This is a genomic window from Nocardioides luteus (assembly GCF_000960475.2).
GTDB classification, from domain to species: domain Bacteria; phylum Actinomycetota; class Actinomycetes; order Propionibacteriales; family Nocardioidaceae; genus Nocardioides; species Nocardioides luteus_A.
On the sequence record NZ_JZDQ02000004.1, the window covers coordinates 78,932 to 102,177 of the forward strand.

The 23,246-nt window shown below is 68.6% G+C and carries 25 protein-coding genes; 10 read left to right on the forward strand and 15 right to left on the reverse strand.

The window, feature by feature from the left end; all coding sequences use genetic code 11:
• The first annotated feature begins 93 nt into the window (after positions 1–93).
• From UG56_RS03635 to UG56_RS03645, 3 genes are read left to right on the forward strand one after another with little or no spacing between them, the layout of a single operon-like run.
• On the forward strand, positions 94–1,032 hold the full coding sequence (locus tag UG56_RS03635) for a MetQ/NlpA family ABC transporter substrate-binding protein (protein WP_045551241.1): 939 nt from the start codon (positions 94–96) through the stop codon (positions 1,030–1,032).
• Positions 1,029–2,075: a methionine ABC transporter ATP-binding protein gene (locus UG56_RS03640; RefSeq protein WP_045551240.1), complete on the forward strand. Its 1,047-nt coding sequence runs from the start codon at positions 1,029–1,031 to the stop codon at positions 2,073–2,075. The genes UG56_RS03635 and UG56_RS03640 overlap by 4 nt, the downstream gene beginning before the upstream one ends.
• Positions 2,075–2,755, forward strand: coding sequence for a methionine ABC transporter permease (locus UG56_RS03645; protein WP_045551239.1), 681 nt, complete (start codon positions 2,075–2,077; stop codon positions 2,753–2,755). Before UG56_RS03640 ends, UG56_RS03645 begins: the two co-directional genes overlap by 1 nt.
• 10 nt (positions 2,756–2,765) lie before the next feature.
• Here the strand turns inward: UG56_RS03645 and UG56_RS03650 are convergent, their stop codons facing one another.
• The 4 genes from UG56_RS03650 to UG56_RS03665 all read right to left on the reverse strand — a co-directional run bounded on the left by UG56_RS03650 (position 2,766) and on the right by UG56_RS03665 (position 5,632).
• Complete coding sequence (locus UG56_RS03650; RefSeq protein WP_045551238.1) at positions 2,766–3,557, reverse strand: class I SAM-dependent methyltransferase; 792 nt, start codon at positions 3,555–3,557, stop codon at positions 2,766–2,768.
• Between the two features lie 47 nt (positions 3,558–3,604).
• Positions 3,605–3,907 carry a hypothetical protein gene (locus UG56_RS03655; protein WP_218145120.1) on the reverse strand — a complete coding sequence of 101 codons (303 nt, stop codon included), beginning with the start codon at positions 3,905–3,907 and terminating at the stop codon, positions 3,605–3,607.
• Positions 3,908–4,011: 104 nt separating this feature from the next.
• The gene (locus UG56_RS03660) at positions 4,012–4,509 is read right to left on the reverse strand and encodes a DUF4919 domain-containing protein (protein WP_143054893.1); all 498 of its coding nucleotides are present in this window, start codon (positions 4,507–4,509) and stop codon (positions 4,012–4,014) included.
• A 118-nt stretch (positions 4,510–4,627) separates the two neighbouring features.
• Positions 4,628–5,632, reverse strand: coding sequence for an LLM class flavin-dependent oxidoreductase (locus UG56_RS03665; RefSeq protein WP_256206413.1), 1,005 nt, complete (start codon positions 5,630–5,632; stop codon positions 4,628–4,630).
• A 746-nt stretch (positions 5,633–6,378) separates the two neighbouring features.
• On the opposite strand from UG56_RS03665, the gene UG56_RS03670 reads away from it, so the two are divergent.
• The gene (locus tag UG56_RS03670) at positions 6,379–7,068 is read left to right on the forward strand and encodes an alpha/beta fold hydrolase (RefSeq protein ID WP_045551234.1); all 690 of its coding nucleotides are present in this window, start codon (positions 6,379–6,381) and stop codon (positions 7,066–7,068) included.
• 10 nt (positions 7,069–7,078) lie between these two features.
• Positions 7,079–7,957, forward strand: a complete 879-nt coding sequence (locus UG56_RS03675; protein ID WP_084100450.1) for a lytic transglycosylase domain-containing protein — start codon at positions 7,079–7,081, stop codon at positions 7,955–7,957.
• Here UG56_RS03675 and UG56_RS03680 read toward each other — a convergent pair.
• Both UG56_RS03680 and UG56_RS03685 read right to left on the reverse strand, forming a co-directional pair.
• Positions 7,954–8,457 carry a GNAT family N-acetyltransferase gene (locus UG56_RS03680; protein ID WP_045547561.1) on the reverse strand — a complete coding sequence of 168 codons (504 nt, stop codon included), beginning with the start codon at positions 8,455–8,457 and terminating at the stop codon, positions 7,954–7,956. The genes UG56_RS03675 and UG56_RS03680 overlap by 4 nt on opposite strands.
• A 57-nt stretch (positions 8,458–8,514) precedes the next feature.
• Positions 8,515–9,543, reverse strand: coding sequence for a zinc-dependent alcohol dehydrogenase family protein (locus UG56_RS03685; RefSeq protein WP_045547562.1), 1,029 nt, complete (start codon positions 9,541–9,543; stop codon positions 8,515–8,517).
• A 138-nt stretch (positions 9,544–9,681) separates the two neighbouring features.
• On the opposite strand from UG56_RS03685, the gene UG56_RS03690 reads away from it, so the two are divergent.
• The 4 genes from UG56_RS03690 (at position 9,682) to UG56_RS03705 (ending at position 14,173) form a co-directional block, all read left to right on the forward strand.
• On the forward strand, positions 9,682–11,208 hold the full coding sequence (locus UG56_RS03690) for a UDP-N-acetylglucosamine 1-carboxyvinyltransferase (RefSeq protein ID WP_045547563.1): 1,527 nt from the start codon (positions 9,682–9,684) through the stop codon (positions 11,206–11,208).
• 130 nt (positions 11,209–11,338) lie between these two features.
• Positions 11,339–12,196, forward strand: a complete 858-nt coding sequence (locus UG56_RS03695; protein ID WP_045547564.1) for a glycerophosphodiester phosphodiesterase family protein — start codon at positions 11,339–11,341, stop codon at positions 12,194–12,196.
• Positions 12,193–13,545, forward strand: coding sequence for an MFS transporter (locus UG56_RS03700; RefSeq protein ID WP_045547565.1), 1,353 nt, complete (start codon positions 12,193–12,195; stop codon positions 13,543–13,545). The genes UG56_RS03695 and UG56_RS03700 overlap by 4 nt, the downstream gene beginning before the upstream one ends.
• 241 nt (positions 13,546–13,786) lie before the next feature.
• Positions 13,787–14,173 carry an RNA polymerase-binding protein RbpA gene (locus tag UG56_RS03705; protein WP_008359714.1) on the forward strand — a complete coding sequence of 129 codons (387 nt, stop codon included), beginning with the start codon at positions 13,787–13,789 and terminating at the stop codon, positions 14,171–14,173.
• A gap of 63 nt (positions 14,174–14,236) precedes the next feature.
• Here UG56_RS03705 and UG56_RS03710 read toward each other — a convergent pair whose 3' ends face one another.
• The 6 genes from UG56_RS03710 to UG56_RS03735 form a co-directional block, all read right to left on the reverse strand.
• Positions 14,237–14,719 carry an FxsA family protein gene (locus UG56_RS03710; protein ID WP_045547566.1) on the reverse strand — a complete coding sequence of 161 codons (483 nt, stop codon included), beginning with the start codon at positions 14,717–14,719 and terminating at the stop codon, positions 14,237–14,239.
• Complete coding sequence (locus tag UG56_RS03715) at positions 14,716–15,516, reverse strand: polyprenol monophosphomannose synthase (protein ID WP_084100453.1); 801 nt, start codon at positions 15,514–15,516, stop codon at positions 14,716–14,718. Before UG56_RS03715 ends, UG56_RS03710 begins: the two co-directional genes overlap by 4 nt.
• 463 nt (positions 15,517–15,979) lie before the next feature.
• Positions 15,980–16,378, reverse strand: a complete 399-nt coding sequence (locus UG56_RS03720) for a hotdog domain-containing protein (protein ID WP_045547567.1) — start codon at positions 16,376–16,378, stop codon at positions 15,980–15,982.
• Positions 16,375–17,130: an OAM dimerization domain-containing protein gene (locus tag UG56_RS03725; protein ID WP_045547568.1), complete on the reverse strand. Its 756-nt coding sequence runs from the start codon at positions 17,128–17,130 to the stop codon at positions 16,375–16,377. Before UG56_RS03725 ends, UG56_RS03720 begins: the two co-directional genes overlap by 4 nt.
• Positions 17,127–18,680, reverse strand: coding sequence for a lysine 5,6-aminomutase subunit alpha (locus tag UG56_RS03730; protein WP_045547569.1), 1,554 nt, complete (start codon positions 18,678–18,680; stop codon positions 17,127–17,129). Before UG56_RS03730 ends, UG56_RS03725 begins: the two co-directional genes overlap by 4 nt.
• Complete coding sequence (locus tag UG56_RS03735; RefSeq protein WP_045547570.1) at positions 18,677–19,723, reverse strand: L-erythro-3,5-diaminohexanoate dehydrogenase; 1,047 nt, start codon at positions 19,721–19,723, stop codon at positions 18,677–18,679. The genes UG56_RS03730 and UG56_RS03735 overlap by 4 nt, the downstream gene beginning before the upstream one ends.
• Positions 19,724–19,834: 111 nt before the next feature.
• Here UG56_RS03735 and UG56_RS03740 point away from each other — a divergent pair, with 111 nt between their 5' ends.
• The gene (locus tag UG56_RS03740; RefSeq protein ID WP_256206414.1) at positions 19,835–21,220 is read left to right on the forward strand and encodes a KamA family radical SAM protein; all 1,386 of its coding nucleotides are present in this window, start codon (positions 19,835–19,837) and stop codon (positions 21,218–21,220) included.
• Between the two features lie 25 nt (positions 21,221–21,245).
• Here the strand turns inward: UG56_RS03740 and UG56_RS03745 are convergent, their stop codons facing one another.
• The 3 genes from UG56_RS03745 to UG56_RS03755 all read right to left on the reverse strand — a co-directional run bounded on the left by UG56_RS03745 (position 21,246) and on the right by UG56_RS03755 (position 23,220).
• The gene (locus UG56_RS03745; RefSeq protein ID WP_256206415.1) at positions 21,246–21,704 is read right to left on the reverse strand and encodes an Lrp/AsnC family transcriptional regulator; all 459 of its coding nucleotides are present in this window, start codon (positions 21,702–21,704) and stop codon (positions 21,246–21,248) included.
• Between the two features lie 77 nt (positions 21,705–21,781).
• Positions 21,782–22,483 (reverse strand): cache domain-containing protein, encoded by a 702-nt coding sequence (locus UG56_RS03750; RefSeq protein ID WP_045547572.1) that lies wholly within the window; start codon positions 22,481–22,483, stop codon positions 21,782–21,784.
• Complete coding sequence (locus UG56_RS03755) at positions 22,480–23,220, reverse strand: FadR/GntR family transcriptional regulator (protein ID WP_084100456.1); 741 nt, start codon at positions 23,218–23,220, stop codon at positions 22,480–22,482. Before UG56_RS03755 ends, UG56_RS03750 begins: the two co-directional genes overlap by 4 nt.
• Positions 23,221–23,246: the final 26 nt, after the last annotated feature.

Below are 23,246 nucleotides of genomic sequence, written 5' to 3' on the forward strand. Positions count from 1 at the left end.
GTGATCCTCGTTAAGTCTACTGTTTTGGTGGACAACAACCAGGTTGCCCGCTCTCAATGTCGAGACTCTCCCGTCTAGAAGAGGTTCCCACCCGTGTCCTCCAACACGCCCGAGCCCATCCCGCTCATCGAGGCTCCCAAGTCCAAGCTCCCGCTGATCATCGGGATCGTGGTCGCCGCCGCTGTCGTGATCGGCGGTCTCGCGTTCTTCCTCACCCGCGACGACGACTCCAGCGCCGACCTGACCAAGGTCACCATCGGTGTCGTCGGCGCCGACGACCCCTACTGGAAGACCTTCCAGGATGCCGCCCGCGAGGAGGGCATCGACCTCGAGGTCAAGAACTTCGGCGACTACAACCAGCCCAACCCGGCGCTGTCGGAGGGCGAGCTGGACCTCAACCAGTTCCAGCACATCATCTTCCTGGCCGACTACAACGTCCAGAACGACGACGACCTCGTCGTGCTCGGCTCGACCGCCACCTACCCCTTGGGCCTCTACTCCTCCAAGTACAAGAGCCTCGACGACATCAAGCCCGGCGAGACGGTGATCGTCCCCGACGACGAGACCAACCAGGCCCGCGGCCTGGTCCTGCTGCAGTCGAAGGGCCTGATCGAGCTCACCGACGGCGGCACGCCGTTCAGCACCATCAAGGAGGTCGACACGGCCGCCTCCAAGGTGAAGATCAAGGCTGTCCAGGCCTCGATCACCGCCTCCTCGCTCCCCGACGTCGCCGCGGCGATCATCAACAACGACTTCGTCGAGGACGCCGGCCTGAAGTTCGAGGACGCGCTCGCGACCGACGACCCCTCGGACCCGAAGGCGCTGCCCTACGTCAACATCTTCGCCGCACGCGCCGAGGACAAGGACAACGCGATCTACCAGAAGCTCGTCAAGATCTTCCAGACCGACGAGGACGTGCAGAAGGGGGTCTACGAGACCTCCGGCAACACCGCCGAGCTGGTCAAGATCCCGGTCGAGGACCTGCAGAAGTCGCTCGAGGACACCGAGAAGCAGGTTGAGGAGCGTCAGTGACGCATCCGGCCACCGTTGCGGAGCCGCTGGTGCGGCTCCGCAACGTCACCAAGACCTACCCGGCGGCCCGGGGGCGCAACGAGGTCCGCGCGGTCGACGACGTCGACCTGGACATCGCCGCCGGTGACATCCAGGCGATCGTCGGCTACTCAGGTGCCGGCAAGTCCACCCTCGTACGCCTGCTCAACGGCCTCGAGCCGGCCACCTCGGGCTCCATCCAAGTCGGCGGCACCGAGCTGGTCGGTCTGCGCGAGCGCCAGCTGCGGCCGATCCGGCTCGGCATCGGGATGATCTTCCAGCAGTTCAACCTCTTCGAGTCGCGTACGGTCTGGGGCAACCTGGCCTACCCGCTGCAGATCGCCGGCGTCGCCAAGGCCGAGCAGCAGCGCCGGATCTCCGAGCTGCTCCACTTCGTCGGGCTCCCCGACAAGGCCCACACCTACCCGCGCAACCTCTCGGGCGGGCAGAAGCAGCGTGTCGGCATCGCCCGCGCGCTGACCACCAATCCCTCGCTCCTGCTCGCCGACGAGGCCACCAGCGCACTCGACCCGGAGACCACCCACGAGGTGCTGCGGCTGCTGAAGCGGGTCAACGAGGAATTCGGCACGACCATCGTGGCGATCACCCACGAGATGGAGGTCGTCCGCGAGCTGGCCGACCATGTCGCGGTCATGGAGAACGGTCGCGTGGTCGAGTCCGGTGCCGTCTACGACGTCTTCTCCTCGCCGAAGCAGCCGGTGACGCGGCGCTTCGTCGGCACCGTCGTCGACGACGAGCCCGACGCCGAGGCGCTCGCTGCGCTCCGCTCCCGCCATCCCGGCCGGTTCGTGAAGGTGGAGCTGCGCGAGGGCGGACCCCGCCAGACCGACATCTTCGCGGTCCTCCTCGAGCGCGGTATCTCCTTCGAGCTCGTCTTCGGCGGCATCGAGGAGATCCAGGGCGCCACCTTCGGCAACCTGACGCTCGCCCTCGACGGCCCGGAGACCTCGGTCGATGAGGCCGTACGCGAGCTGGCCGCCCTCGTCACCACCAAGGAGGTGTGATGCTGACCGTTCTCCCCACCGACACCCGTCTCGGCGAGCTGTGGCCCGACATCTGGCAGGCCACCGGCGAGACGCTGCTCATGGTGGCATTGACGATGCTGATCGGCGGCACCCTGGGACTTCTGCTCGCGCTCGGGCTCTATCTGACCCGCAAGGGCGGGCTCTACGAGAACGTCGTCGTCTCGGTCGTCCTCAACGTGCTGGTCAACTTCTTCCGGCCGATCCCGTTCATCATCTTCATCGCCGCCGTCCAGCCCGCCGCGCGGCTGATCGTCGGCACCGGGATCGGCTTCTCGGCGGTGGTCTTCTCGCTGATCCTGGCCTCGATGTTCGGCATCGCCCGGATCATCGAGCAGAACCTGGTGACCGTCCCGCCGGGGGTCATCGAGGCGGCCCGCGCGATGGGTGCGAGCCGCGCCCGGATCGCCGCGACCGTCGTGCTTCCCGAGGCGCTGGCGCCGATCATCCTCGGCTACACCTTCGCCTTCGTCGCGGTGGTCGACATGTCAGCGGTCGCCGGCCTGATCGCGGGTGGCGGTCTGGGCAGCTTCGCCCAGACCTTCGGCTACCGGCAGTACGACCCGACCGTCACCTGGGTCTGTGTGCTCATCCTGGTCGCGCTGGTGCAGGTCATCCAGCTGCTCGGCAACACGCTCTCCTCGCGGATCATGCGTCGCTGAGCCCCGCTCCTCAGGCGCGAGCCAGGATCTCGCCGTGGAGGACGGAGAACCAACCGTCCTCCGCCTCAGTCCACGACCGCCACCCGTCCGCGACCCGGGCGAGGTCGGCGGTCGTGGCGTCTCCCGAGTCGACCAGCTGGCGGGCGACCGCGGAGTCGGTGAACCGGTCGGCCCACATCCCGCCCCACCACGCCCGGTCCTCGGGGTCCGCGAAGCACCAGGTGCTCGAGGTGGCTTGGATGTCGGTGAAGCCGGCCGCGCGTGCCCAGGAGACCAGGCGCCGGCCCGCGTCGGGCTCACCGCCGTTGGCCCGCGCCGCGAGCTGGTAGAGACGCAGCCACTCGGTCAGCTCGGCCGACTCCGGCCACCAGACGAAGCCCGCATAGTCGCTGTCCCGCACGGCAACGACGCCGCCGGGCTTCGTCACCCGGCGCATCTCCCGCAGCGCCTGCACCGGGTCCGCCACGTGCTGCAGCACCTGATGCGCATGGACGACGTCGTACGCGGCGTCCTCGATGCTCAACGCGTGCACGTCCTCGACCCGGAAGTCGATGTTCGTGACTCCCCCGGCCTCGGCTGCACGCCGTGAGAGCTCGAGCTCGGTCTCCCCGATCTCGGTCGCGGTCACCCGGGCGACCCTGCCGGCGAGGTCGAGCGTGATCGTCCCCGGCCCGGCACCCACGTCGAGCAGTTGCTGCTCAGGGCTCAGTCGCGGCAGCAGGTAGGCCGCGGAGTTCTCCGCCGTACGCCACCTGTGCGAGCGCAGCACGGACTCGTGATGGCCATGGGTGTAGGTCGACATGGATCGACCTTAAGCGGCGAATCCCGAAAAATGAGACGCAATTCTCGCTATACGGACAGATTGGGCAGAGCAGCGTCGGCGTGGCCGAGCCGGCGCCGGCCCCAGAGGATGCCGCCGAGGAGTCCACCGAGCAGCAACGTGTTGACCACGATCACCACGCCGGTCTCGAACGGTGCCGCGCCGCCACCGGGCCGCGCGTCCTCGGGGGCCACCTCGTGGCGCTCGAACACGGTCTGGCCCTGGTCGGACTCGCGCGGCACGTCGGTCCCCGCCGACGCGCTCAGCACTGCGGAGGCGAAGATGGCGGCAACGATCCCGGCGAGCAGAATCCGCAAGGTGCGACTCATCATGCTCCCGAGCGTGAGTGCCGGGGCCGTCAGGAACCCGACGCACACCGTCCCTACCGGCAACAACCCGGTGAACAATCAGCACACGTCTGCGCGTGCCTTCGCGGTCACGTCCTGGCGAAGTCGTTGCTGGTGTCGAAGAACCAGACGGTCGAGTCGGTGCAGACGATCCGGTCGAGCTTGCCGACCGCTACCTGTGAACGCGGCGTCTTGCCCGAGGCGAGCACCACGTCGTAGGCGTCGCTGGTGCGCAGCACCGTCCACGGCTCGGTCTCGGTGCCCTCCCCCGTGCTGATGATGCTGTCGAGGGCCGCCTGGGCCAGGATCGACTCGCGCTGGGCCTGCTCGGGGTTGCCGAGGCCACGCTGGGCGTCGGCGAGCGCGGCGTGGGCGGACGGGCTGAAGATCGCGCCCGGCATCAGCGCATGGACGGCTGCGACGGCACCGGCGTAGTCGCCGGCCGACATCATCGGGGCGATCATCTCGGTGATCTCGAGATCGGGCCGGAAGTTGGGAGCCTCGAGGATCGCCTCACGCAGGGCTCTCAATGACTCCGGGCCAGGATCGCGAAGGTAGCCGTCCAGCAGCTCAGCGTACGTAGCCAACAGGGTCCCCCTTGAATAACGGTCGCCGTGCACGGTAGCCAATAGCGTGGCCACGTGGGGCGGTTGACAACGATTATGCGCCCTTTTGTGACCCGGAAGTTGCGCGACCCGGAGGTTTCTACCGCCAGCCGAGACCCGGTGCGACGTGGGTCAGGATGCTCTCCAGGGCATGCGTGTTGTAGTCGACGCCGAGTTGGTTCGGGACGGTGAGCAACAGTGTGTCCGCGGCCTGGATCGCCTCGTCCTCGGCGAGCTCCTCGATCAGGACGTCGGGCTCGGCGGCGTACGAGCGCCCGAAGATGGCGCGCGTCTGATCGTCGATGTTGCCGATCTGGTCCTTGGTCTGCCGATCGAGCCCGAAGTAGCGCCGGTCCTCGTCGTTGACGAGAGCGAAGATGGAGCGCGAGACCGAGACCCGCGGCTCACGCTCGTGCCCGGCCTCCTTCCAGGCTTCACGGAAGGCCTCGATCTGCTCGCGCTGCTGGACGTGGAACGGCTTGCCGTTCTCGTCGGTCTTCAGGGTCGAGCTCTGCAGGTTCATGCCGAGCCCGGCGGCCCAGCGCGCGGTCGCCAGCGAGCTCGAGCCCCACCAGATCCGGTCGCGCAGGGTCTCGGAGTAGGGCTCGACCCGGAGCTTGCCGGGCGGGTTGGGGAACATCGGCCGCGGGTTGGGCTCGGCGAACTGGGCGCCCTCGATGATCTTGAGGTAGGTCTCGGTGTGGGCGCGGGCCATGTCGGCCTCGGAGGCGTTCTCGCCGGGGTCGTAGCCGAAGTAGCGCCAGCCGTCGATGACCTGCTCGGGTGAGCCGCGGCTGATCCCGAGCTGGAGGCGCTCGCCGGAGATCAGGTCGGCGGCCGCCGAGTCCTCGGCCATGTAGAGCGGGTTCTCGTAGCGCATGTCGATGACGCCGGTGCCGATCTCGATCTTCGAGGTGCGGGCTCCGATCGCGGAGAGCAGCGGGAAGGGCGAGGCGTACTGCCGGGCGAAGTGATGGACACGGAAGTACGCGCCGTCGATGCCGATCTCCTCGGCGGCGACGGCCAGCTCGATCCCCTGGATGAGTGCGTCCCGTGCCGACTGGGTCTGTGAGTAGGGCGACGGTGTCCAGTGACCGAAAGACAAGAATCCGATGTTCTTCACGAGTAGTAGAACTCTCAACAGCCCGCCAGGATTCCCTTGGTTCGGGGTCGGACCCGGGCTGGGCCGGCATGGCCACGGCGACCGGGACCTTCGCCTCTGGGTGTTCTGCACTCCGGAACCGTCTCCGAGATGACACCACCTTGTCGGTGGTGACGTGCCGGTCTGCGTTCTGTTTTCATTCCGTCAACACCGCGAGACCGCCGTCGTGCCCGATGTAAAGCAGATGTCCACACGGCACCAACAACTGCCCCTTATGAGTTTATCTATCGGTCGACCGAATAATCATATCGGTCGACTGACCAGGGAAAACATTGTCTCGGCGTGTTGTCCGAGCCCTTCCGAAGTCGCGGATTATCGTGTTACATATCAGGCAGCTTCACCGATAAACACCGACCAACATTCTCTGGGGGATGAATTAATTATGTGGGACACCGTTGAGGTGCAGAGCTTCACGCTTTCTCACGACATGCCGTGCCGCGACTGTGGACACGCACGTCACCGCTTCCTGCCGTGTGACGCGGACTGCGACTGCCGCGCCCACGAGGTCGCGGAGCTACTGGAGGTCGCCGGCGCTCGCTGAACGACCTGACGTCAGCTGTCTCGGGCGTCCCGAACGGTGACCACCGCGGTTGCGGTGGTCACCGTTCTTTTGTTCGAAAGCCGGCACGTTCGAAAGAAATCGTGGGTGCCGGAAGCGGATCGTCCGCAACCGGGCAGAGGATCGTGTGATGGACATCGTTCTCGTACCCGGCCTCTGGCTGGACGCATCCTCCTGGGACCTCGTGGTCCCCCACCTGACCACCGCCGGCCACACCCCGCGGCCGCTCACCCTGCCGGGCCTCGAGTCGGCCGAGACCGACCGGTCCGACGTGCACGTCGCCGACCAGGTCGCCGCCGTCGTGGGCGCCATCGACGAGTCGGACGGCCAGGTGATCCTCGTCGGCCACTCGATGGGCTGCGCGGTGGCCGGCGCCGCCCTCGATGCCCGGGTCGACAAGGTCGCTGCCGTGGTCTATGTCGGCGGCTGGCCGGCCGAGCCGGGCATGATCCCGGCCAAGAACTTCCCCACCGACGGCGCCGACCTGCCGCCGGTGCCCTGGGAGGAGTTCGACGAGGCAGACGTACGCGACCTCGACCGCGCCACCTTCGAGGCACTGCTGCGACCCTCCCCCGCCACCCTGACCACCGAGCCGTTCGAGCTCGGCGACGAGCGGCGCTATTCGGTCCCGGCGGTCTTCGTCTGCCCCGAATACCGTTCTGCCGACCTGAAGGCGTGGATCGCCGAAGGCACCGAGTCGGTCGCCGCCATCCCGAAGCACAAGGACGTCACCTACGTCGACCTGCCCACCGGTCACTGGCCGCAGCTGAGCAAGCCGGCCGAGCTCGCGGCCGTCATCGCGGAGACCGCCGTCAGGTAGCGTCGGGTGCGTGCGCACCCGGCTCGCTGCCCTGACCGCCATCACGGCCCTGTCGGCGCTCGTCGCCGGCTGTGGCGGTGGGCCGTCCGCAGAACCGACCCGCAGCCCGTCGGTCTCCTCGGCGGCACCGTCCGGGACGACACCGGCGCTGGATGACGCCACCGTCCCGGTTGCCGAGCGCCTCACCCAGGCGATGGCGACGGTCGCCGCCGGGGATCCGGGGGCCGAGGACGTACGGGAGGCCGCGCTGTTCGAGCAGACCACCGCCCGCCACCTCGCCCGCGGGTCGAAGGCGAGGACCGACGCCGTGCTGGGCGCGCTCGGCCGTGCCGACCGCGCCCAGCTCGCCGCGGACATCGCCGCCGCGCGCGAGCTCCTGGCGATGACCGACCCCCAGCCGAAGCTGCCGGACTGGAGGATCCTGACGCCGCCGTCGCCCGAGGAGCTGAGGCCGCTCTACCGCAAGGCCCAGCAGGAGACCGGTACGCCGTGGCAGTACCTCGCCGCCGTCCACCTGGTCGAGACCCGCATGGGCCGCATCCGCGGCACCAGCACGGCGGGTGCCCAGGGGCCGATGCAGTTCCTGCCCTCGACCTTCGCCCAGTACGGCGCCGGCGGCGACATCAACGATCCGGGCGACGCGATCATGGCTGCCGGCCGCATGCTCGCCGCCAACGGCGCTCCTGGCGACATGGCCGGCGCCCTGTGGTCCTACAACCACTCCGGCCACTACGTGGCGGCCGTCAGCGCCTACGCCGAGCAGATGAAGCGGTCCCCCGCTGCGTACGACCTCTACTGGCACTGGCAGGTCCTCTACCGCCACCAGGACGGCACGATGATGCTCCCGGAGGGCTACCCGGAGCAGAAAGCCGTTCGCATCAGCGACTAGTAGGGCCGCTCGACGGCGTACTGGACGAGGCTGACGTCCTCGCCGCGGTAGGTGTCGGTGCCGTGGCGGCCGGTCTCGATGAAACCGGTCGCGTCGAAGAGCTTCTTGGCGCGGGTGTTGGTCTCGTGCGTCTCGGCCCAGATCCGGGTCAGGTCGAGGACGGAGAAGCCGTAGGTCAGCGCGGTCTTGATGGCTCGCTGGCCGAGGCCCTGCCCCCAGCGTGAGCTCGGGCCGATGGCGATGCCGAGCTCCCGGGTGTCGGGAGCCAGGCCATGGAGGTCCGCGTAGCCGACGACCTCCTCGTCGACCTCCACCGCGAGCCTGATGAGCTCGGGCGGCGGAGCCTCGATCAGCCGCCGCCAGTGGCGGAGGTGGCCGTCGCGGTCGCGCTCCGGCCAGCCGTTGGCCACCCGGAACTCCTCGTCGAGCGCCCAGCCGGCGTACACGTGTTCGTCGCCCGGTGACAGCGGGCGCAGGCGCATGGTGTCGGTGCGGGGCATCGGCCGAGTGTGTCAGACGTACGGCCCGGCCGATCCCCCGCCCGGGATCACCACGCGTCAGTAGGTGAGCTGGACCTTCGTCGCGAGCCGCTCGTCCATGAGGCGATATCCCTCGGCCGCCTCGGTGAACGGCAGCGCCTTGTCGAAGACCAGGCCCGGGTTGATCGTGCCGTCCAGGGTGAGGCGCAGCAGGTCGGGGAGGTAGCGGCGCACGGGCGCCATCCCGCCCTTGAGACCGACGTTGGTGCGGAAGAGCGCGTTGACCGGGAGGTTGACGTCGTGGGGCACCCCCACGAACCCGACGGTCGCGCCGGGGCGGGCGACCTTGGAGGCCGTCTTGAAGGACTGGTCGGTGCCGACGCACTCGAGGACGTAGTCGGCGCCGACGCCGCCGGTGAGCTCGCGGACGGCGGCCTCGCCCTCCTTGCCGCGGGCGGCGATGATGTCGGTGGCGCCGAACTTCTTGGCGATCTCCTGGCGGGCCTCGTGGCGCGACATCGCCACGACCCGCTCGGCGCCGAGCTGGGCGGCAGCGAGCACACCGCACAGACCGACGGCGCCGTCACCGACGACGACGGCGGTGCCACCCTTGGTGCCGGAGCCGAGGCCGGACATCACCGCGGCGTGCCAGCCGGTGGCCATCACGTCGGTGAGGGCGAGCAGATCGGGGTACATCGCCGCGTCGGGTGTCTCGTCGAGCTTGACCAGCGAGCCGTCGGCCTGGTTGACCAGGGCGTACTCGCTCTGTCCGCTGACCGTGAAGCCGAGGTTCTCGCAGACCGACTGGACCCCGGCGAGGCAGTGCGGACAGGTGTTGTCGCAGTGGTCGAACGGGACGATCACGAAGTCGCCCGGCTTGAAGTCGCGTACGTCGGCGCCGACCTCCTCGATGACGCCGATGCACTCGTGGCCGATCGTGCGTGGCTCCTCGATCTCGCCGTTGGAGCCACGGTAGTTCCACAGGTCGGAGCCGCAGATGCAGGAGCCCACCACCTTGACGATGGCGTCGGTGGGCTTCTGGAGAGCAGGATCGGGTACCTGGGTGGAGCGGATGTCGCCCACCCCATGGATCGTCGTCGCGCGCATGGTGGCATCCTGTCACCCGGCGTACGAGATGTTGCACACGGTGGCCATCGCAGGGGCCAGGCAACAGTCCTGAAACGAAACGCCGACACTTCGCGGGGAATCCAGGCTTATCTCATATATGAGTTACGGTGGTGCACCATGACCGACGGATACAAAGGTCGTATCGGGAATCTGATTCGCGATGCGCGCAAGCACAAGGGCCTCACGCAGGCACAGCTCGCTGACCTTCTCAACACCAGCCAGAGTGCGATCAACCGCATCGAGCAGGGGCAACAGAATCTGTCCCTGGAGATGATCGCCAGGGTCGGTGCCGCGCTCGACTCCTCGCTGGTCGACATCGGGGCGGGGCCGACGCACCTGCGCGTCACCGGTCCGACGACCCTGTCGGGTGAGATCACGGTCAAGACCTCCAAGAACGCCGGGGTCGCCCTCCTGGTCGGCTCGCTCCTCAACCGGGGCCGTACGACCCTGCGCAAGGTCGCGCGCATCGAAGAGGTCAACCGGATCATCGAGGTGCTCAACTCGATCGGCGTGCAGACCCGCTGGCTCAACGACGACAACGACCTCGAGATCGTCCCGCCCAAGGAGCTGCGCTTGGACGCGGTCGACGAGGCAGCCGCCCGCCGTACGCGCTCGGTGATCATGTTCCTCGGCCCTCTGCTGCACCGCCTGGACACCTTCGAGCTCCCCTACGCCGGTGGCTGCAACCTCGGCACCCGCACCGTCGAGCCGCACATGTCGGCCCTGCGCCCCTTCGGCCTCGAGGTCAAGGCGACCGACGGCGCCTACCACGCGAGCGTCAACCGCGAGATCCAGCCGGGCCGCCCGATCGTCCTGACCGAGCGTGGTGACACCGTCACCGAGAACGCTCTGATGGCCGCCGCGCTGCACCCGGGCACCACGGTGATCCGCAACGCTTCCTCCAACTACATGGTCCAGGACCTCTGCTTCTACCTGCAGAAGCTGGGCGTCGAGGTCGAGGGCGTCGGCACCACCACGCTGCGCGTCACCGGCCGCGAGGTCATCGACGTCGACGTCGACTACGCGCCGAGCGAGGACCCGATCGAGGCGATGTCGCTGCTGACCGCCGCGATCGTGACCGACTCCGAGATCACCATCAAGCGGGTCCCGATCGAGTTCATGGAGATCGAGCTGGCGACGCTCGAGGAGATGGGCTTCAACTACACCCTCTCCGAGGAGTACCTCGCCCTCAACGGCAAGACCCGCCTGGTCGACATCAACACCAAGCACTCGGTCCTGCACGCCCCGCTGGACAAGATCCACCCGCTCCCCTTCCCGGGCCTCAACATCGACAACCTGCCGTTCTTCGCCGCGATCGCCGCGGTCGCGCAGGGTCAGACGCTGCTGCACGACTGGGTCTACGAGAACCGGGCGATCTACCTGACCGAGCTCAACAAGCTCGGCGGCAACGTCACGCTGATGGACCCGCACCGGGTGATGATCGAGGGCCCGACGCACTTCTCCGGCACCGAGATCGTCTGCCCGCCGGCGCTGCGTCCGGCCGTCGTCGTGCTGCTCGCGATGCTCGCGTCGAAGGGCACCTCGGTGCTCCGTTCGACCTACGTCATCGCCCGTGGCTACGAGGACCTCGCCGAGCGGCTCAACCAGCTCGGCGCCAACATCACCGCCTTCCGCGACATCTGAGGCAACTGAGCGAGCGCAAGCGAGCGAACATCGGGCTCAACATGCCGGCGGCTGCGTATTCTGGATTTCTCTACGCAGTTGCCGGCATGAGTCTCGGGGCTCATGTGATCGGTCCCTCACGGGTGGTTAGATGCTCCCCGTGAGGGAGCAGCAACGACGCGTACGCGCCTACGCGCACCGTGGTGGAGCGCTCCATCCCGACCTGGTCGGGATGGAGAACACCATGGAGGCGTTCCGACATGCGGTGGCGCTCGGCTACACCCATCTCGAGACCGACGTGCATGTCACCCGTGACGGTGTCCTCCTCGCCTTCCACGACGCGGCGCTCGACCGGGTGACCGACGTGAGCGGGCTGATCGCGGAGATGACGTACGCCCAGGTGCAGGCGGCCCGCATCGGCGGCGAGCACGGAGTGCCGACCATGGCGGAGCTCTTCGCGGCGTTCCCCGAGGTCACCTTCAACATCGACCTCAAGTCCGACGGCGCTGCGGCTGCGCTCGCCGAGCTGCTCGCGGCGACCGGCCACGAGGACAAGGTCATCGTCGGCTCGTTCTCGGGCCGCCGGATCAAGGAGTTCCGGCGGCTGACCGAGGGGCGGGTGCGGACCTCGGCGAATCCTCGGGAGGTGCTGGCCTATGTGCTGGCCCCCACCACCGGCATCGCCAGGCGGCTCGCCGGCGGGGAGTTCGACGCCTTCCAGATCCCGCACCACCAGCGCCTCCTCGGCCCGCTGGCCGTGCGGGTGGCATCGCGTGGGCTGGTCCGCCGCGCCCACAAGGCCGGCAAGGAGGTCCACGTCTGGACCATCGACGACCCGGCCGAGATGAAGCGGCTGATCGAGCGAGACGTCGACGGGCTGATGACCGACCGCACCGACGTACTGAAAGCGTTCCTGGAGGAACGTGGCCTGTGGGAGGCTGTGCCGTCTCGGGTCGACCCCGTCGACGAGGCCGAATCCGATGAGAATGGCGAGGAGCCCGAGAAGTGACCACATCAGCCGGTATCGGCGACTTCAGGCCTGTCGAGCGGGCGCGGGAGCAGAAGGGCTGGTTCTTCACCGACTGGGCCGTCTCCGCGTTCCAGACGACGGTCGCCGGCGTGCTGTTCGCGCCCTACCTGATCGAGATCGCGAAGGCAGCCGCCGTCGACAACCGGATCGACGTGCTCGGTCTCTCGATCGCGCCCGGTGCGCTGCCGTCGTACGTCATCACCTTCTCCACCCTCCTCTCGGCTCTCGTCTACCCGCTGGTGGGTGCGATCGCCGACCGCACCTCGCGCAAGCCGGACCTGATGACCGGCTTCGCGTGGGCCGGTGCGCTCTGTGCGGGGCTGCTGTTCTTCATGACCGGGGACAACTGGTGGTTCGGGTCGATCATGTTCATCATCGCCAACCTGTGCGCGGGTGCGGCGGTGGTGGTCAGCGACTCGATCCTTCCGCTGATCTCGACCGAGAACGAGCGCGACCGGGTCTCCTCGATCGGCTGGGCCTACGGGTACGCCGGCGGCGGCCTGCTGCTCGCCGTCAACTTCCTCATGGTCACCTTCGCCGACCAGCTCGGGCTCGGCACCGCACTGGCCGTGCGGCTCTCGATGCTCTCGGCCGCGCTGTGGTGGGCCGGGTTCGTCATCATCCCGTGGCGCCGGATCCGCCGACACGAGCCCGCCGACGTCGAGGACGTCTCCGGCGGTGTCGTGGCGCGCTCCTTCGGTCAGCTGTTCGTGACGCTCAGGGAGCTGCCGCAGTATCCGGTCGCGCTGACCTTCCTGCTGGCCTACCTCTTCTTCAACGACGGCATCCAGACCGTGATCAGCTCGGCCTCGACCTACGGGGTCGAGGAGCTCGGGTTCGAGACCGGCACGATGCTCGGCATCTACCTGCTCGTGCAGTTCGTCGCGGTCGGCGGGGCGATCTTCTTCGGCCGCCTGGCCAACAGCTTCGGCACCAAGCGGGTGATCCTCGGCGGTCTGGGCGGCTGGATGGTCATCGTCGTCGCCGCCTACTTCGTGCCGGAGCAGACCTTGTTGCCGCTCCTGGTCGTCGCGGTCGGGATCGGTCTGGTGATGGGTGGCACCCAGGCGCTGGCCCGGTCCTACTTCTCGCTGTTCATCCCGGCGGGCAAGGAGGCGGAGTACTTCAGCCTCTACCACGCCATGGACCGGGGCACCTCCTGGCTCGGCACCCTGGTGTTCGGACTGGTCTACCAGCTGACCGACTCCTACCGGCCCGCGATCCTGGCGCTGATCGCCTTCTTCGTCCTCGGCGGCGGGCTCCTCGCCCTGGTGAACACCACGAAGGGCATCGAGCAGGCAGGCAACCGGGTGCCCGACCGGGCGTGAGAACGCTCCCATCAGGTGGCGGTTTCGGGACACCGACGGCTCAGGACTTTCTCAGGGAGATCCGCAGGTCAGGCGGGTCCTGTGTCGAACAACACGGCGAGGATCTCGACAATTCACGGAATCATCACCTCCTCTGTACCGTTGTTGGTGTGAAGAGGCCCGGCCGGCCTGCGTCATGAGTCCGCAGACCGCTCGCTCTTCAGCTCATTCAACGGGGGACGATCGACTCAGGAGGTGCTTCATGGCCGAGCGCACGTTGCGCGGCGCCCGACTGGGCGGACAAAGTTTTGAGGACGAACGCGGCATCGAGTTCGCGGGCCGTCAGCAGGTGGCCTACCGCTGCCCGCAGGGCCACGACTTCGAGATCACGATGTCGGACGAGGCCGAGGTTCCGGCGATCTGGGAGTGCCCGCGCTGCGGCATGGAAGCTCTCAACCTCTCCGGCGCCAAGCCCGAGGAGAAGGCCGAGAAGCCGGCGCGTACGCACTGGGACATGCTCCTGGAGCGGCGCTCGGAGAAGGAGCTCGAGGACATCCTCAAGGAGCGCCTCGACCTGCTTCGCGGTGGCGAGATCGGCCCGGCTCACCTGCACCGCAAGGGACCGGGCAAGAAGAAGGCCAACGCCTGACCTCTGCCACAGCCAGATACGCCGAAGGCGGCCTTCCACCAGGAAGGCCGCCTTCGGCGTATCTCAGGCCAGGTTGTCCTTGTCGATGACCTCGCCGGTGACGATGTCGTCGTTGCGCGGCCGTGCACCGGCACCGAACGTGGAGGGCATCGCGGCGGTGACCAGCCGCTTCTGCACGAGGGTCGCCAGGATGCGGCGGAAGAAGGGCCGGGTGAACGGCAGGATCAGCACGATGCCGAAGATGTCGGTCACGAAGCCGGGGCTGAGCATCAGCGCGCCGCCGAGCAGGATCAGCGCACCGTCGGCGATCTCGTTGGACGGCAGCTTGCCCGAGGAGAGCGCCGTCGTCAGCGCGCTCCAGGCCCGCGACCCCTCACGGCGCATCAGCCAGGCACCGAAGATCGAGTCGGCGACCAGCAGCAGGATCGTCCACCAGACGCCGATCACCTGGCCGACCTGGATGAGCACGAACAGCTCGACCAGCGGCATCACCAGGAACAGCAGCACCAGCACCCAGGACAACCTGCGGCGTCCGGTGGTGGTCATCGACGGCCTCCCACGAGACCGTCCAGCCCGAGCCGGCGCAGCAGCCGGAGCAGCTGGTCGCGGCGCTCGGCCAGCCCCCAGCGGGTCACCCGCCGCATCGACTCGGCGGCGACGGCGGGGCTCATCTTCGACTCGCCCCGGACCCGCTCGATGAACTGGATCGGGACCTCCTTGACGGTGAGGCCGGCCCGCAGCGTACGCGTCACCATCTCGGTCTGGAAGACATAGCCGGTCGACTCGACGCTGTTCAGCTGCAGCTTCTCCAGGGTCGTACGCCGGAAGAGGCGGTAGCCCGCGGTGGCGTCGTGGACGCCGATACCGAGCAGGAGCCTGACGTAGAAGTTGCCGCCCACCGACAGCAGCCGTCGCGACAGCGGCCAGTTGACCACCGAGCCGCCGCGGACCCAGCGGGCGCCGATCACCAGGTCGGCGGAGGTCAGCGCCTCCAGGAGCAGGTGGAGCTCCTCGGGCTGGTGGGAGCCGTCGGCGTCCATCTCCCCCACGACGTCGTAGCCCTGCTCGAGGGCCCAGCCGAACCCGTGCAGGTAGGCGGCCCCCAGACCGGCCTTCTCGGTGCGGTGCAGCACGTGGATCTGGTCGTCGTTGTCGGCCAGCTCGTTGGCGATCGTGCCGGTGCCGTCGGGTGAGCCGTCGTCGACGATCAGGACGTCGACGCGCGGTTGAGCCTTGCGCAGCCGTCCGACGATCCAGGCGAGGTTGTCCGCCTCGTTGTAGGTCGGGATGACCATGACCGCCCGGCCGATCTCGGTCCAGGGTGGAAGCTGCTCGTTCGTCACGTACGCCGGCCTTGTCAAGGAATGAGGATGGAGATCACAGGATATCCGGCCGTTGGTCGCCGATCGAATGCCAGCCGATCGAATGCGCCAGCAGAGGCGCGGGAGGATCAAGACGTTCTTCGGGCCGTTCCGATCCCTGCTGGATGCAGGGGGACGATCGTTGTCTAAGGGCGCCTCGGCCCTCCCGCGTTGCCCTCACGGTCGTTGACCGCGTTCGCGAAAACGCATCGATGGCATGCCTGGCTCGAACCCCCCGACCCGATTCGTCGAGCGCCGGTCCGCCGACCGCGACTCTGCATGGGCGAACGCTGCCACCATCACCCGCTGGCTCGACGGAAGTCAACAACGCGCTGACCTGCGGAAACAGGTGTTTCCGCAGGTCAGCCACAGCCTTCCGGCCGCGAAAAAGTGAGGAATTCTCGGGGAACCTCGGCGTGTCGCCTTCGTGTACCCGTTACGCCGCTCAGGGAACGACGACGGTCCCTCGCGCGGAGGTGGCGAGGACCGGCTCGGCCAGTATCTCAGCAGCCCCTGGACGAGCCTCGGTGGCGGCTCCCCGGGCCACGACGTACACGGCGAACTCCATCACCCGGGACCGGGTTCCGGCCTTGACCAGCTCGCAGGTGATCTCCAGGACGTCGCCGGCGCGGACCGGTGCCTTGAACTGCACGTCGTCGTAGGAGGCGAACAGGCCCTCGTCGCCGTCGGTGAGGATGCACATCTCGGTCGCGACGTCGCCGAAGAGGCCCAGGCTGTAGGCCCCGTCGACCAGGTTGCCGGCGTAGTGGGCGTGCGAGTAGGGCACGTAGCGACGATGGACGACCTTGGTGCCGATCGCGGGCCCGGTCTCGGGTGACGTCATGCGGCAGGCTCCTTCATGGTGGTGCGGTGGACGAGGTAGGAGGCGACCTCGGCAGGGGTGGTGCCGCGGCCGAAGATACGGTCGACGCCGAGCTCGGTGGTCATCGACTCGTCGAACCGCGGCCCGCCGACGACGAGGAGCGGCCGCTCCCCCGCCGGGTAGGCCTCACGGAACGCCGCCGACATCTCCCGGGTGTTGAGCAGGTGGGCGTCACGCTGGGTGACGACCTGGGAGACGAGCACGGCGTCGGCACCCCGGGTGACGGCCGCCTCGACCAGGGCCGGCACCGAGACCTGGGCGCCCATGTTCACGACCTCGATCTCCTTGTAGTACTCCAGCCCCTTCTCCCCCGCGAACCCCTTGATGTTGAGGATCGCGTCGATGCCGACGGTGTGGGCGTCGGTGCCGATGCAGGCGCCGACGACGACCATCGGGCGTCGCAGCGTCTCCTTGATCACCGCGTTGGCCTCCTTGGGCGTCAGCAGCGGGAAGTCGCGCTCGACGACCTGCACCTTGTCGGTGTCGACGAGATGGTTGACCTGCCCGTAGACGACGAAGAAGGTGAAGTCGTCGCCCATCGGCTTGGAGTGCACGACCATCGCCGGCTCCATGCCCATCTTGTTGGCCAGCTGCAGCGCGGCGCCGTCGGCGACCTTGCTGTGCTTGATCGGCAGCGTGAAGGAGACCTGCACCATCCCGTCGCCGGTGGTGTCGCCGTACGGCCTGATCAGGTGCCTATTTTCCTTGGTCATTTCCCCTCCAAGATGTCGCTGGCCGGGTTGTAGTACGCCTCGGACTTCTCGGCCACGCCCTCCAGGCCCTTGCCGGCGTCGGCGGGGCGCTTCATCAGGCCGAAGGTGCCGTCCGCGATCGCGTCCAGGAGCCCGTTGGGCTCGTCGATGATCTTCTCGAGCAGGTCGATCGACTCCCCCAGCACCTCGCGGGCCCGGTTGGCGATGAAGCCGTCGGGGGCCGGGTGGAAGTCCTCGCCGAGGCGGCCGGCCGCGTCCATGACGTACCGGACGTTCTGCAGCGCGAGGTCGCGGTCGGAGAGCCACGGCGTCACGACCGCCTCGGTCATCATCCCGACCAGCAGGATGCCCTGGTCGGTCATCGCGCCGGCGAGGTTGAAGAACCCGTCGAGCAGGTAGCCCTTGAAGATGTCGCCGGTCATGTGCCGGGTCGGCGGCATCCACTTCAGCGGCGCGTCGGGGAAGATCGTCTTCGCCAGCAGCGCGTGCGCGAGCTCGAGCCGGAACGAGTCGGGCACGTCGGGGTTGATCTCGAAGGCGTGACCGAGGCCGAGCTGCCAGTCCTCGAGGCCGGCCTCCTTGGCGAAGTACTCGTTGAGCAGCTGGCTCGTGGTGACGGTGTGCGCCGCCTCGACCGCGTCGGCGGTGGTGAGGTAGTTGTCCTCGCCGGTGTTGATGATGATGCCCGCGCGGGCGTGGATCTGACGCGAGAGCCGCTGGTCGACGAACGTACGCACCGGGTTGATGTCGCGGAACAGGATCCCGTACATCGAGTCGTTGAGCATCATGTCGAGACGCTCCATGCCGGCCAGCGCCGCGATCTCGGGCATGCACAGCCCGCTCGCGTAGTTCGTGAGCCGTACGTAGCGGCCCAGCTCGCGGCTCGTCTCGTCGAGGGCCGCCCGCATGAGCCGGAAGTTCTCCTGCGTCGCGTACGTCCCGGCGAACCCTTCCCGGGTGGCGCCCTCGGGCACGTAGTCGAGGAGCGACTGGCCGGTCGAGCGGATCACCGCGATGATGTCGGCGCCCTCGCGGGCGGCCGCCTGCGCCTGCGGGATGTCCTCGTAGATGTCGCCGGTCGCGACGATCAGGTAGATCCAGGGCTTGCGGGGTGCGTCGCCGGTCTCGGCGATCATCCGCTCCCGGGTCACCCGGCTGGCGTCGAGCCGGGCGATGCCGGCCCCGACCGCCTCGCGGGCGTGCTTCGCGGCCAGCTCGGCCTCGGCGCCCTCGGGCAGTCGGAATGTCACCTGGCCGGCGGCGGCCTCCTCGGCGAGACGGGTCAGGTCGTTGTTGCGAGCGGCCAGCGCCTGCCAGACGGGCAGGGCGATGCCGTGCTCGAGGCCGATGTCGGCACGCACCGCGTCGACCAGATGGTTCACCCACGGGGTGCCGTCCGGGTCGGCGCCGGCGAGCCCGGCCAGCCGCAGCGTGGCGCGCTCGACGGCGACGGTGGTGTGCTTCGTGGCCAGCTCGACGATCGGGTCGCCGACCTTCGCGGCGAGCGCGCGGGCCTGGGCGATCGTGCGTGGGTCCAGATCGAGTCTCACTGGGCCAGTCTCCCCTCGAAGAGTGTCCGGACGCCTCGGTTCGCGCGGAGGAGATCCAGCGCGTAGGCGGCGTGCCCGGGGACGTAGCCGTTGCCGACGAGCATCGTGACGTCGGCGGCGAGGCCTTCGGCGCCGAGCGCGGCGGCGGAGAAGGAGGTCGCCATCGAGAAGAAGACGACCGTGCCCCGGTCGGCGGTCGTGAGGATCGCTCCGCCCTCACAGCCGGGCACGTCCACGCAGACGACGGTGACGTCGGCAGGACCGCCGGCCTTGGCGACCGCGTCGCGCAGCGCCACCGGGTTGCGGGCGTCGGCGACCACGACCTCGTCGGCCAGGCCGGCCTCGCGGAGGCGCTCGGCCTCGGCCTCGGTCGGCACGATGCCGATCAGGTGGCGAGCCCCGGCGTCACGGGCCGCGGCCAGGGACAGCGACCCGGACTTGCCGCCGCCACCGATCACGGCGACGACGCCGTCCGCGTAGCGCTCGGAGACGACCCGCCGGGTCAGCGCCGGGGCGCCGCAGACGTCCATCACCGACAGCGCGAGCTCGGGGGCGAGGTCGTCAGGGAGGACGGCTGCGATCGAGCGGCCGAAGAGGATGGCGTAGCCGTCGCACGGCACCTGCTCGGAGTCGCCGCTCCAGCCGGCGAGCCCGTCCTCGATCACGAGCGGGGTCAGCGTCAGCGACACCAGGGTGGCGACGCGATCGCCCACCGCGAGTCCCAGAGGCGACTCGGGGCCGACCTCCTCGACGACGCCGACGAGCATGCCGCCGGACCCGGTCACCGGGTTCTGCATCTTGCCGCGGTCGGCGACAATGTCGAGCACCTCGCGGCGTACGGCATCACCGTCGCCGTCGTGTGCGGACTCGAGCTGCCGGAAGGAGGCGGCGTCCAGGTTCAGTCGCTCCACCCGGATCCGCACCTCGTCGGGCCACAGCGTCCTTCGGGTGTCGAGTCTTCGGGCCGCCTGGGGCAGGGGCAACGAGCCGCCCACCGGCTCGTCGAGCACCCGGTGCAGGCCTGTCGGGTCAGAAGTGGTCATCGGTCGTACGCCTCCTTGCGTGCATCTCACGCCGGACCCTACCAGCGGTTGATGGAAGAATTGCGGCCTAGGCTTGCGAACACCGGAGGATCTCCCGCTATGGTGGAGAACATGACGGCAACCATCGAGCCCACTACCCGAGACGGACAGCCCTACGCCTACCAGCGTGTCGAGCTGGTCGAGCCCGACTGGACCCGGTTCCCGGGGTGGGCCGACGTGACCGAGGAGCAGTGGCGCGACGTGCAGTGGCAGCGCGTCAACTGCATCAAGAACGTGCGCCAGCTGCGCGCCCTGATGGGCGATCTTCTCGAGGAGCGGTTCTACGCCGACCTCGAGAAGGACATGGCCGAGCGCGCGACCATGTCGATGCTGGTGCCGCCGCAGATGATGAACACCATGGTGGTCTCGACGAGCTCGACGACCGATCCCGGCGAGTTCACCGATGCGTTCTACGCCGACCCGATCCGCCACTACATGATCCCGGTCTTCTCCGACCGCCGCACCGACTGGCCCTCCCACCCGCAGGCGAGCCGCGACTCGCTGCACGAGCACGACATGTGGGTGGCCGAGGGGCTGACCCACCGCTACCCGACCAAGGTGCTCGCCGAGCTGCTCTCCACCTGCCCGCAGTACTGCGGGCACTGCACCCGGATGGACCTGGTCGGCAACTCGACCCCGGTCATCGACAAGCTCAAGCTGACCGGCAAGCCGGTCGACCGCCACGAGGCCATGCTCGACTACCTGCGCAACACCCCGCAGGTGCGCGACGTGGTCGTCTCCGGCGGCGACGTCGCCAACCTGCCCTGGCCGCGGCTGGAGGACTTCCTCACCAAGCTGATGGAGATCGACAACATCCGCGACATCCGGCTGGCCACCAAGGGCCTGATCGGCCTCCCCCAGCACTGGCTGCAGGAGCCGCTCCTGGAGGGGATGAACCGGGTCACCACCATCGCCCGCGAGCGTGGCGTCTCACTGGCCGTCCACACCCACGCCAACCACGCCAACTCGGTCACGCCCCTGGTCGCCGAGGCGGCCAAGGCACTGATGGCGGCAGGTGTTCGGGACGTACGCAACCAGGGCGTGCTGCTCGCCGGCGTGAACGCCGACACCCACAGCCTGCTCGACCTCTGCTTCCGCCTCCTCGACGGCGCGCAGATCATGCCCTACTACTTCTACATGTGCGACATGATCCCGTTCAGCGAGCACTGGCGGGTCTCGGTCGCCGACGCGCAGCGGATGCAGCACGACCTGATGGGCTACCTGCCCGGGTTCGCCACCCCGCGCATCGTGTGCGACGTACCGTTCGTCGGCAAGCGCTGGGTCCACCAGGTGGCCGACTACGACACCGAGCGCGGCATCTCCTACTGGACCAAGAACTACCGCACCTCGATCGAGGCCTCCGACCCCGAGGCGCTGACCCGGACCTACGAGTACTACGACCCGATCCACACCCTGCCCGAGTCGGGCCAGGAGTGGTGGCGCACCCACGCGGAGTGACCGGGCCCGCCCGGCCCTGACGGAATCAGTGAGTCAGGGTCGGGCGGTTCTCGTAGTAGGTGTACATCGCGATGGTGGTCCGGGTGGACACGTTGGCGACCGAGCGGATCCGGCCGAGCAGCTCCTCGAGCGCCTCGGGCGTGGCCACCCGCACCTTGAGCATGTAGGACTCGACGCCGGCGATCGACCAGCAGGCCTCGACCTCGTTGAGGTCGGCGACGCGCTCGGGGCAGTCGTCGGGCTGGGAGGGGTCCATCGGCTGGACCGCGACGAACGCGGTCAGCGGCACGCCGATCGCGGCGTAGTTGACGGTGGCGCCGTAGCCGGTGATGAGGCCGCGCTGCTCGAGCCGCTTGACGCGCTGATGCACAGCCGAGGTCGACAGGCCGGTCGCCTTGCCCAGGTCGGTGTAGGACATCCGACCGTCCTCCGCGAGGAGCTGGAGGATTTTACGGTCGGTGGCCTCGATCTCAGGTGCAGTCACGGCGACAGCGTACCCACAACAGCAATATCTCCGCCGCAACGTCCAAAAAAGTAGTTGATGTCGAAAGATTTGCTGCCTCAGGCGGGCCAGCCGGCAAGCGACTCGAGCTGCTCGCGACCGTCGGCATCAGCGAGCCGCACCACGGACAGCAGTCGCTCCGCGCCGCCCTCGGCGGGGACGCCGATCATCTCGCCGGTCGCCCGGTGCGGGTCGGCGGAGACGACCACCCGGCCGTGCGCGTTGACCAACGTCGCGCCGAGCTCGCGCAGACCCGGCAGCAGCATCGTCTCCAGGGTCTCGACCGAGGTGTCGGCACCCGCGACACCGGCCATCCGGCCGCCGGCGTAGACCGGGAGCGTCGTGGTCATCACGTACTCGTCGGCGCAGATGAAATCGACGTAGGGTCCGGCGATGTTGAGCTTCCCGGTGCGCTCCGGGGTGCGGAACCACGGCTGGCGGGTGTAGTCGATGGCCTCACCTGTCGCCGGCACCTCCGCCTCGCCGAGGAAGTCGCGGCCCGCGCCCTGCCACCAGGCCAGGTAGAGGCGCCGGTCGCTGAGCGCGTCGGGTGCGGCGACGAAACCGCTGCCCAGCAGCGTGGGGTCCTGGAGGAACGCCAGGGTGTCGGCCTCGATATGCGCGCTCAGCCGGTCGGTGGTGACAGGACCGTCGTCGAAGAGCGCTGCGACCGAGGCGCGCATCCGCTCGAGCTCGGTGAGGATGGCGCCGAAGTGGTGCTCGATCCGGGCGGCGCAGTCGGTGGAGACATCGACGTTCACTGGCGTACCCCCTCATGGATCTCGGTCAGACGTTCGACGGCGTGGCTCACGTGGTCGCGTACGCTCGCGCGGGCCGCGGCAGCGTCGCCCGACCCCAGTGCGGCGACCAGTGCCCGATGCCGCTCGCCGGCTGCCTGGCGGAAGTCCGGCTCGCTGAGCGGCACTCGCAGCAACGTACCGAAGTCGGCCTCCTGACGCACCACCTCCCGGGTGAGCCGCGCCGACTGGGTCAGCGCCGCCACGGAGAGGTAGAGCTCGCTCTCCGCGTCCCGCCACCTGCCGACGTCGTCCTCCTCCAGGGGGATCAGCAGGTCCCGGAGGTCCTCGACCTCGTCCGGGGCCGCCCGTTCGGCGGCGAGCTCGGCGCACCCGGTCAGCACCACCAGATAGAGGCTCGCTCGGTCGCGCAGCTCCACCCGTGACATGGTGGCGAGCCTCCCCTTGACGATGTCGCCGGGCTCGGGAGCGCGTACGAACGAGCCGCCGCCGCGGCCCCGCGTCGTCACCACCAGGCCCTGCGCTCGCAGGGAGACCAGGGCCTCCCGGGCGGTCACCGTCGCGACTCCCAGCATCTGGGCGAGCTCGAGCTCGCTCGGGAGGCGGTCGCCGTCGGCGAGCACACCGGAGCGGATCGCCTCCGCCAGCCGGTTCTCGACACGTACGGCTCTGCCTTCGTCGCCGATCGGCGCGAAGATCGCCGACCGGGCGCGCGAGCTGATCGCGCGGGGGTTGGCCACGATCGGGCTCCTCCTTCGAGTGGGTT

Coding starts and splice junctions, on each gene's coding strand:
- UG56_RS03645 (WP_045551239.1), top strand. CDS start 2,075: ATGCTGACCGTTCTCCCCACCGACACCCGTCTCGGCGAGCTGTGGCCC.
- UG56_RS03650 (WP_045551238.1), bottom strand. CDS start 3,557: ATGTCGACCTACACCCATGGCCATCACGAGTCCGTGCTGCGCTCGCAC.
- UG56_RS03655 (WP_218145120.1), bottom strand. CDS start 3,907: ATGATGAGTCGCACCTTGCGGATTCTGCTCGCCGGGATCGTTGCCGCC.
- UG56_RS03670 (WP_045551234.1), top strand. CDS start 6,379: ATGGACATCGTTCTCGTACCCGGCCTCTGGCTGGACGCATCCTCCTGG.
- UG56_RS03680 (WP_045547561.1), bottom strand. CDS start 8,457: ATGCCCCGCACCGACACCATGCGCCTGCGCCCGCTGTCACCGGGCGAC.
- UG56_RS03685 (WP_045547562.1), bottom strand. CDS start 9,543: ATGCGCGCGACGACGATCCATGGGGTGGGCGACATCCGCTCCACCCAG.
- UG56_RS03690 (WP_045547563.1), top strand. CDS start 9,682: ATGACCGACGGATACAAAGGTCGTATCGGGAATCTGATTCGCGATGCG.
- UG56_RS03695 (WP_045547564.1), top strand. CDS start 11,339: ATGCTCCCCGTGAGGGAGCAGCAACGACGCGTACGCGCCTACGCGCAC.
- UG56_RS03705 (WP_008359714.1), top strand. CDS start 13,787: ATGGCCGAGCGCACGTTGCGCGGCGCCCGACTGGGCGGACAAAGTTTT.
- UG56_RS03710 (WP_045547566.1), bottom strand. CDS start 14,719: ATGACCACCACCGGACGCCGCAGGTTGTCCTGGGTGCTGGTGCTGCTG.
- UG56_RS03720 (WP_045547567.1), bottom strand. CDS start 16,378: ATGACGTCACCCGAGACCGGGCCCGCGATCGGCACCAAGGTCGTCCAT.
- UG56_RS03725 (WP_045547568.1), bottom strand. CDS start 17,130: ATGACCAAGGAAAATAGGCACCTGATCAGGCCGTACGGCGACACCACC.
- UG56_RS03735 (WP_045547570.1), bottom strand. CDS start 19,723: ATGACCACTTCTGACCCGACAGGCCTGCACCGGGTGCTCGACGAGCCG.
- UG56_RS03740 (WP_256206414.1), top strand. CDS start 19,835: ATGACGGCAACCATCGAGCCCACTACCCGAGACGGACAGCCCTACGCC.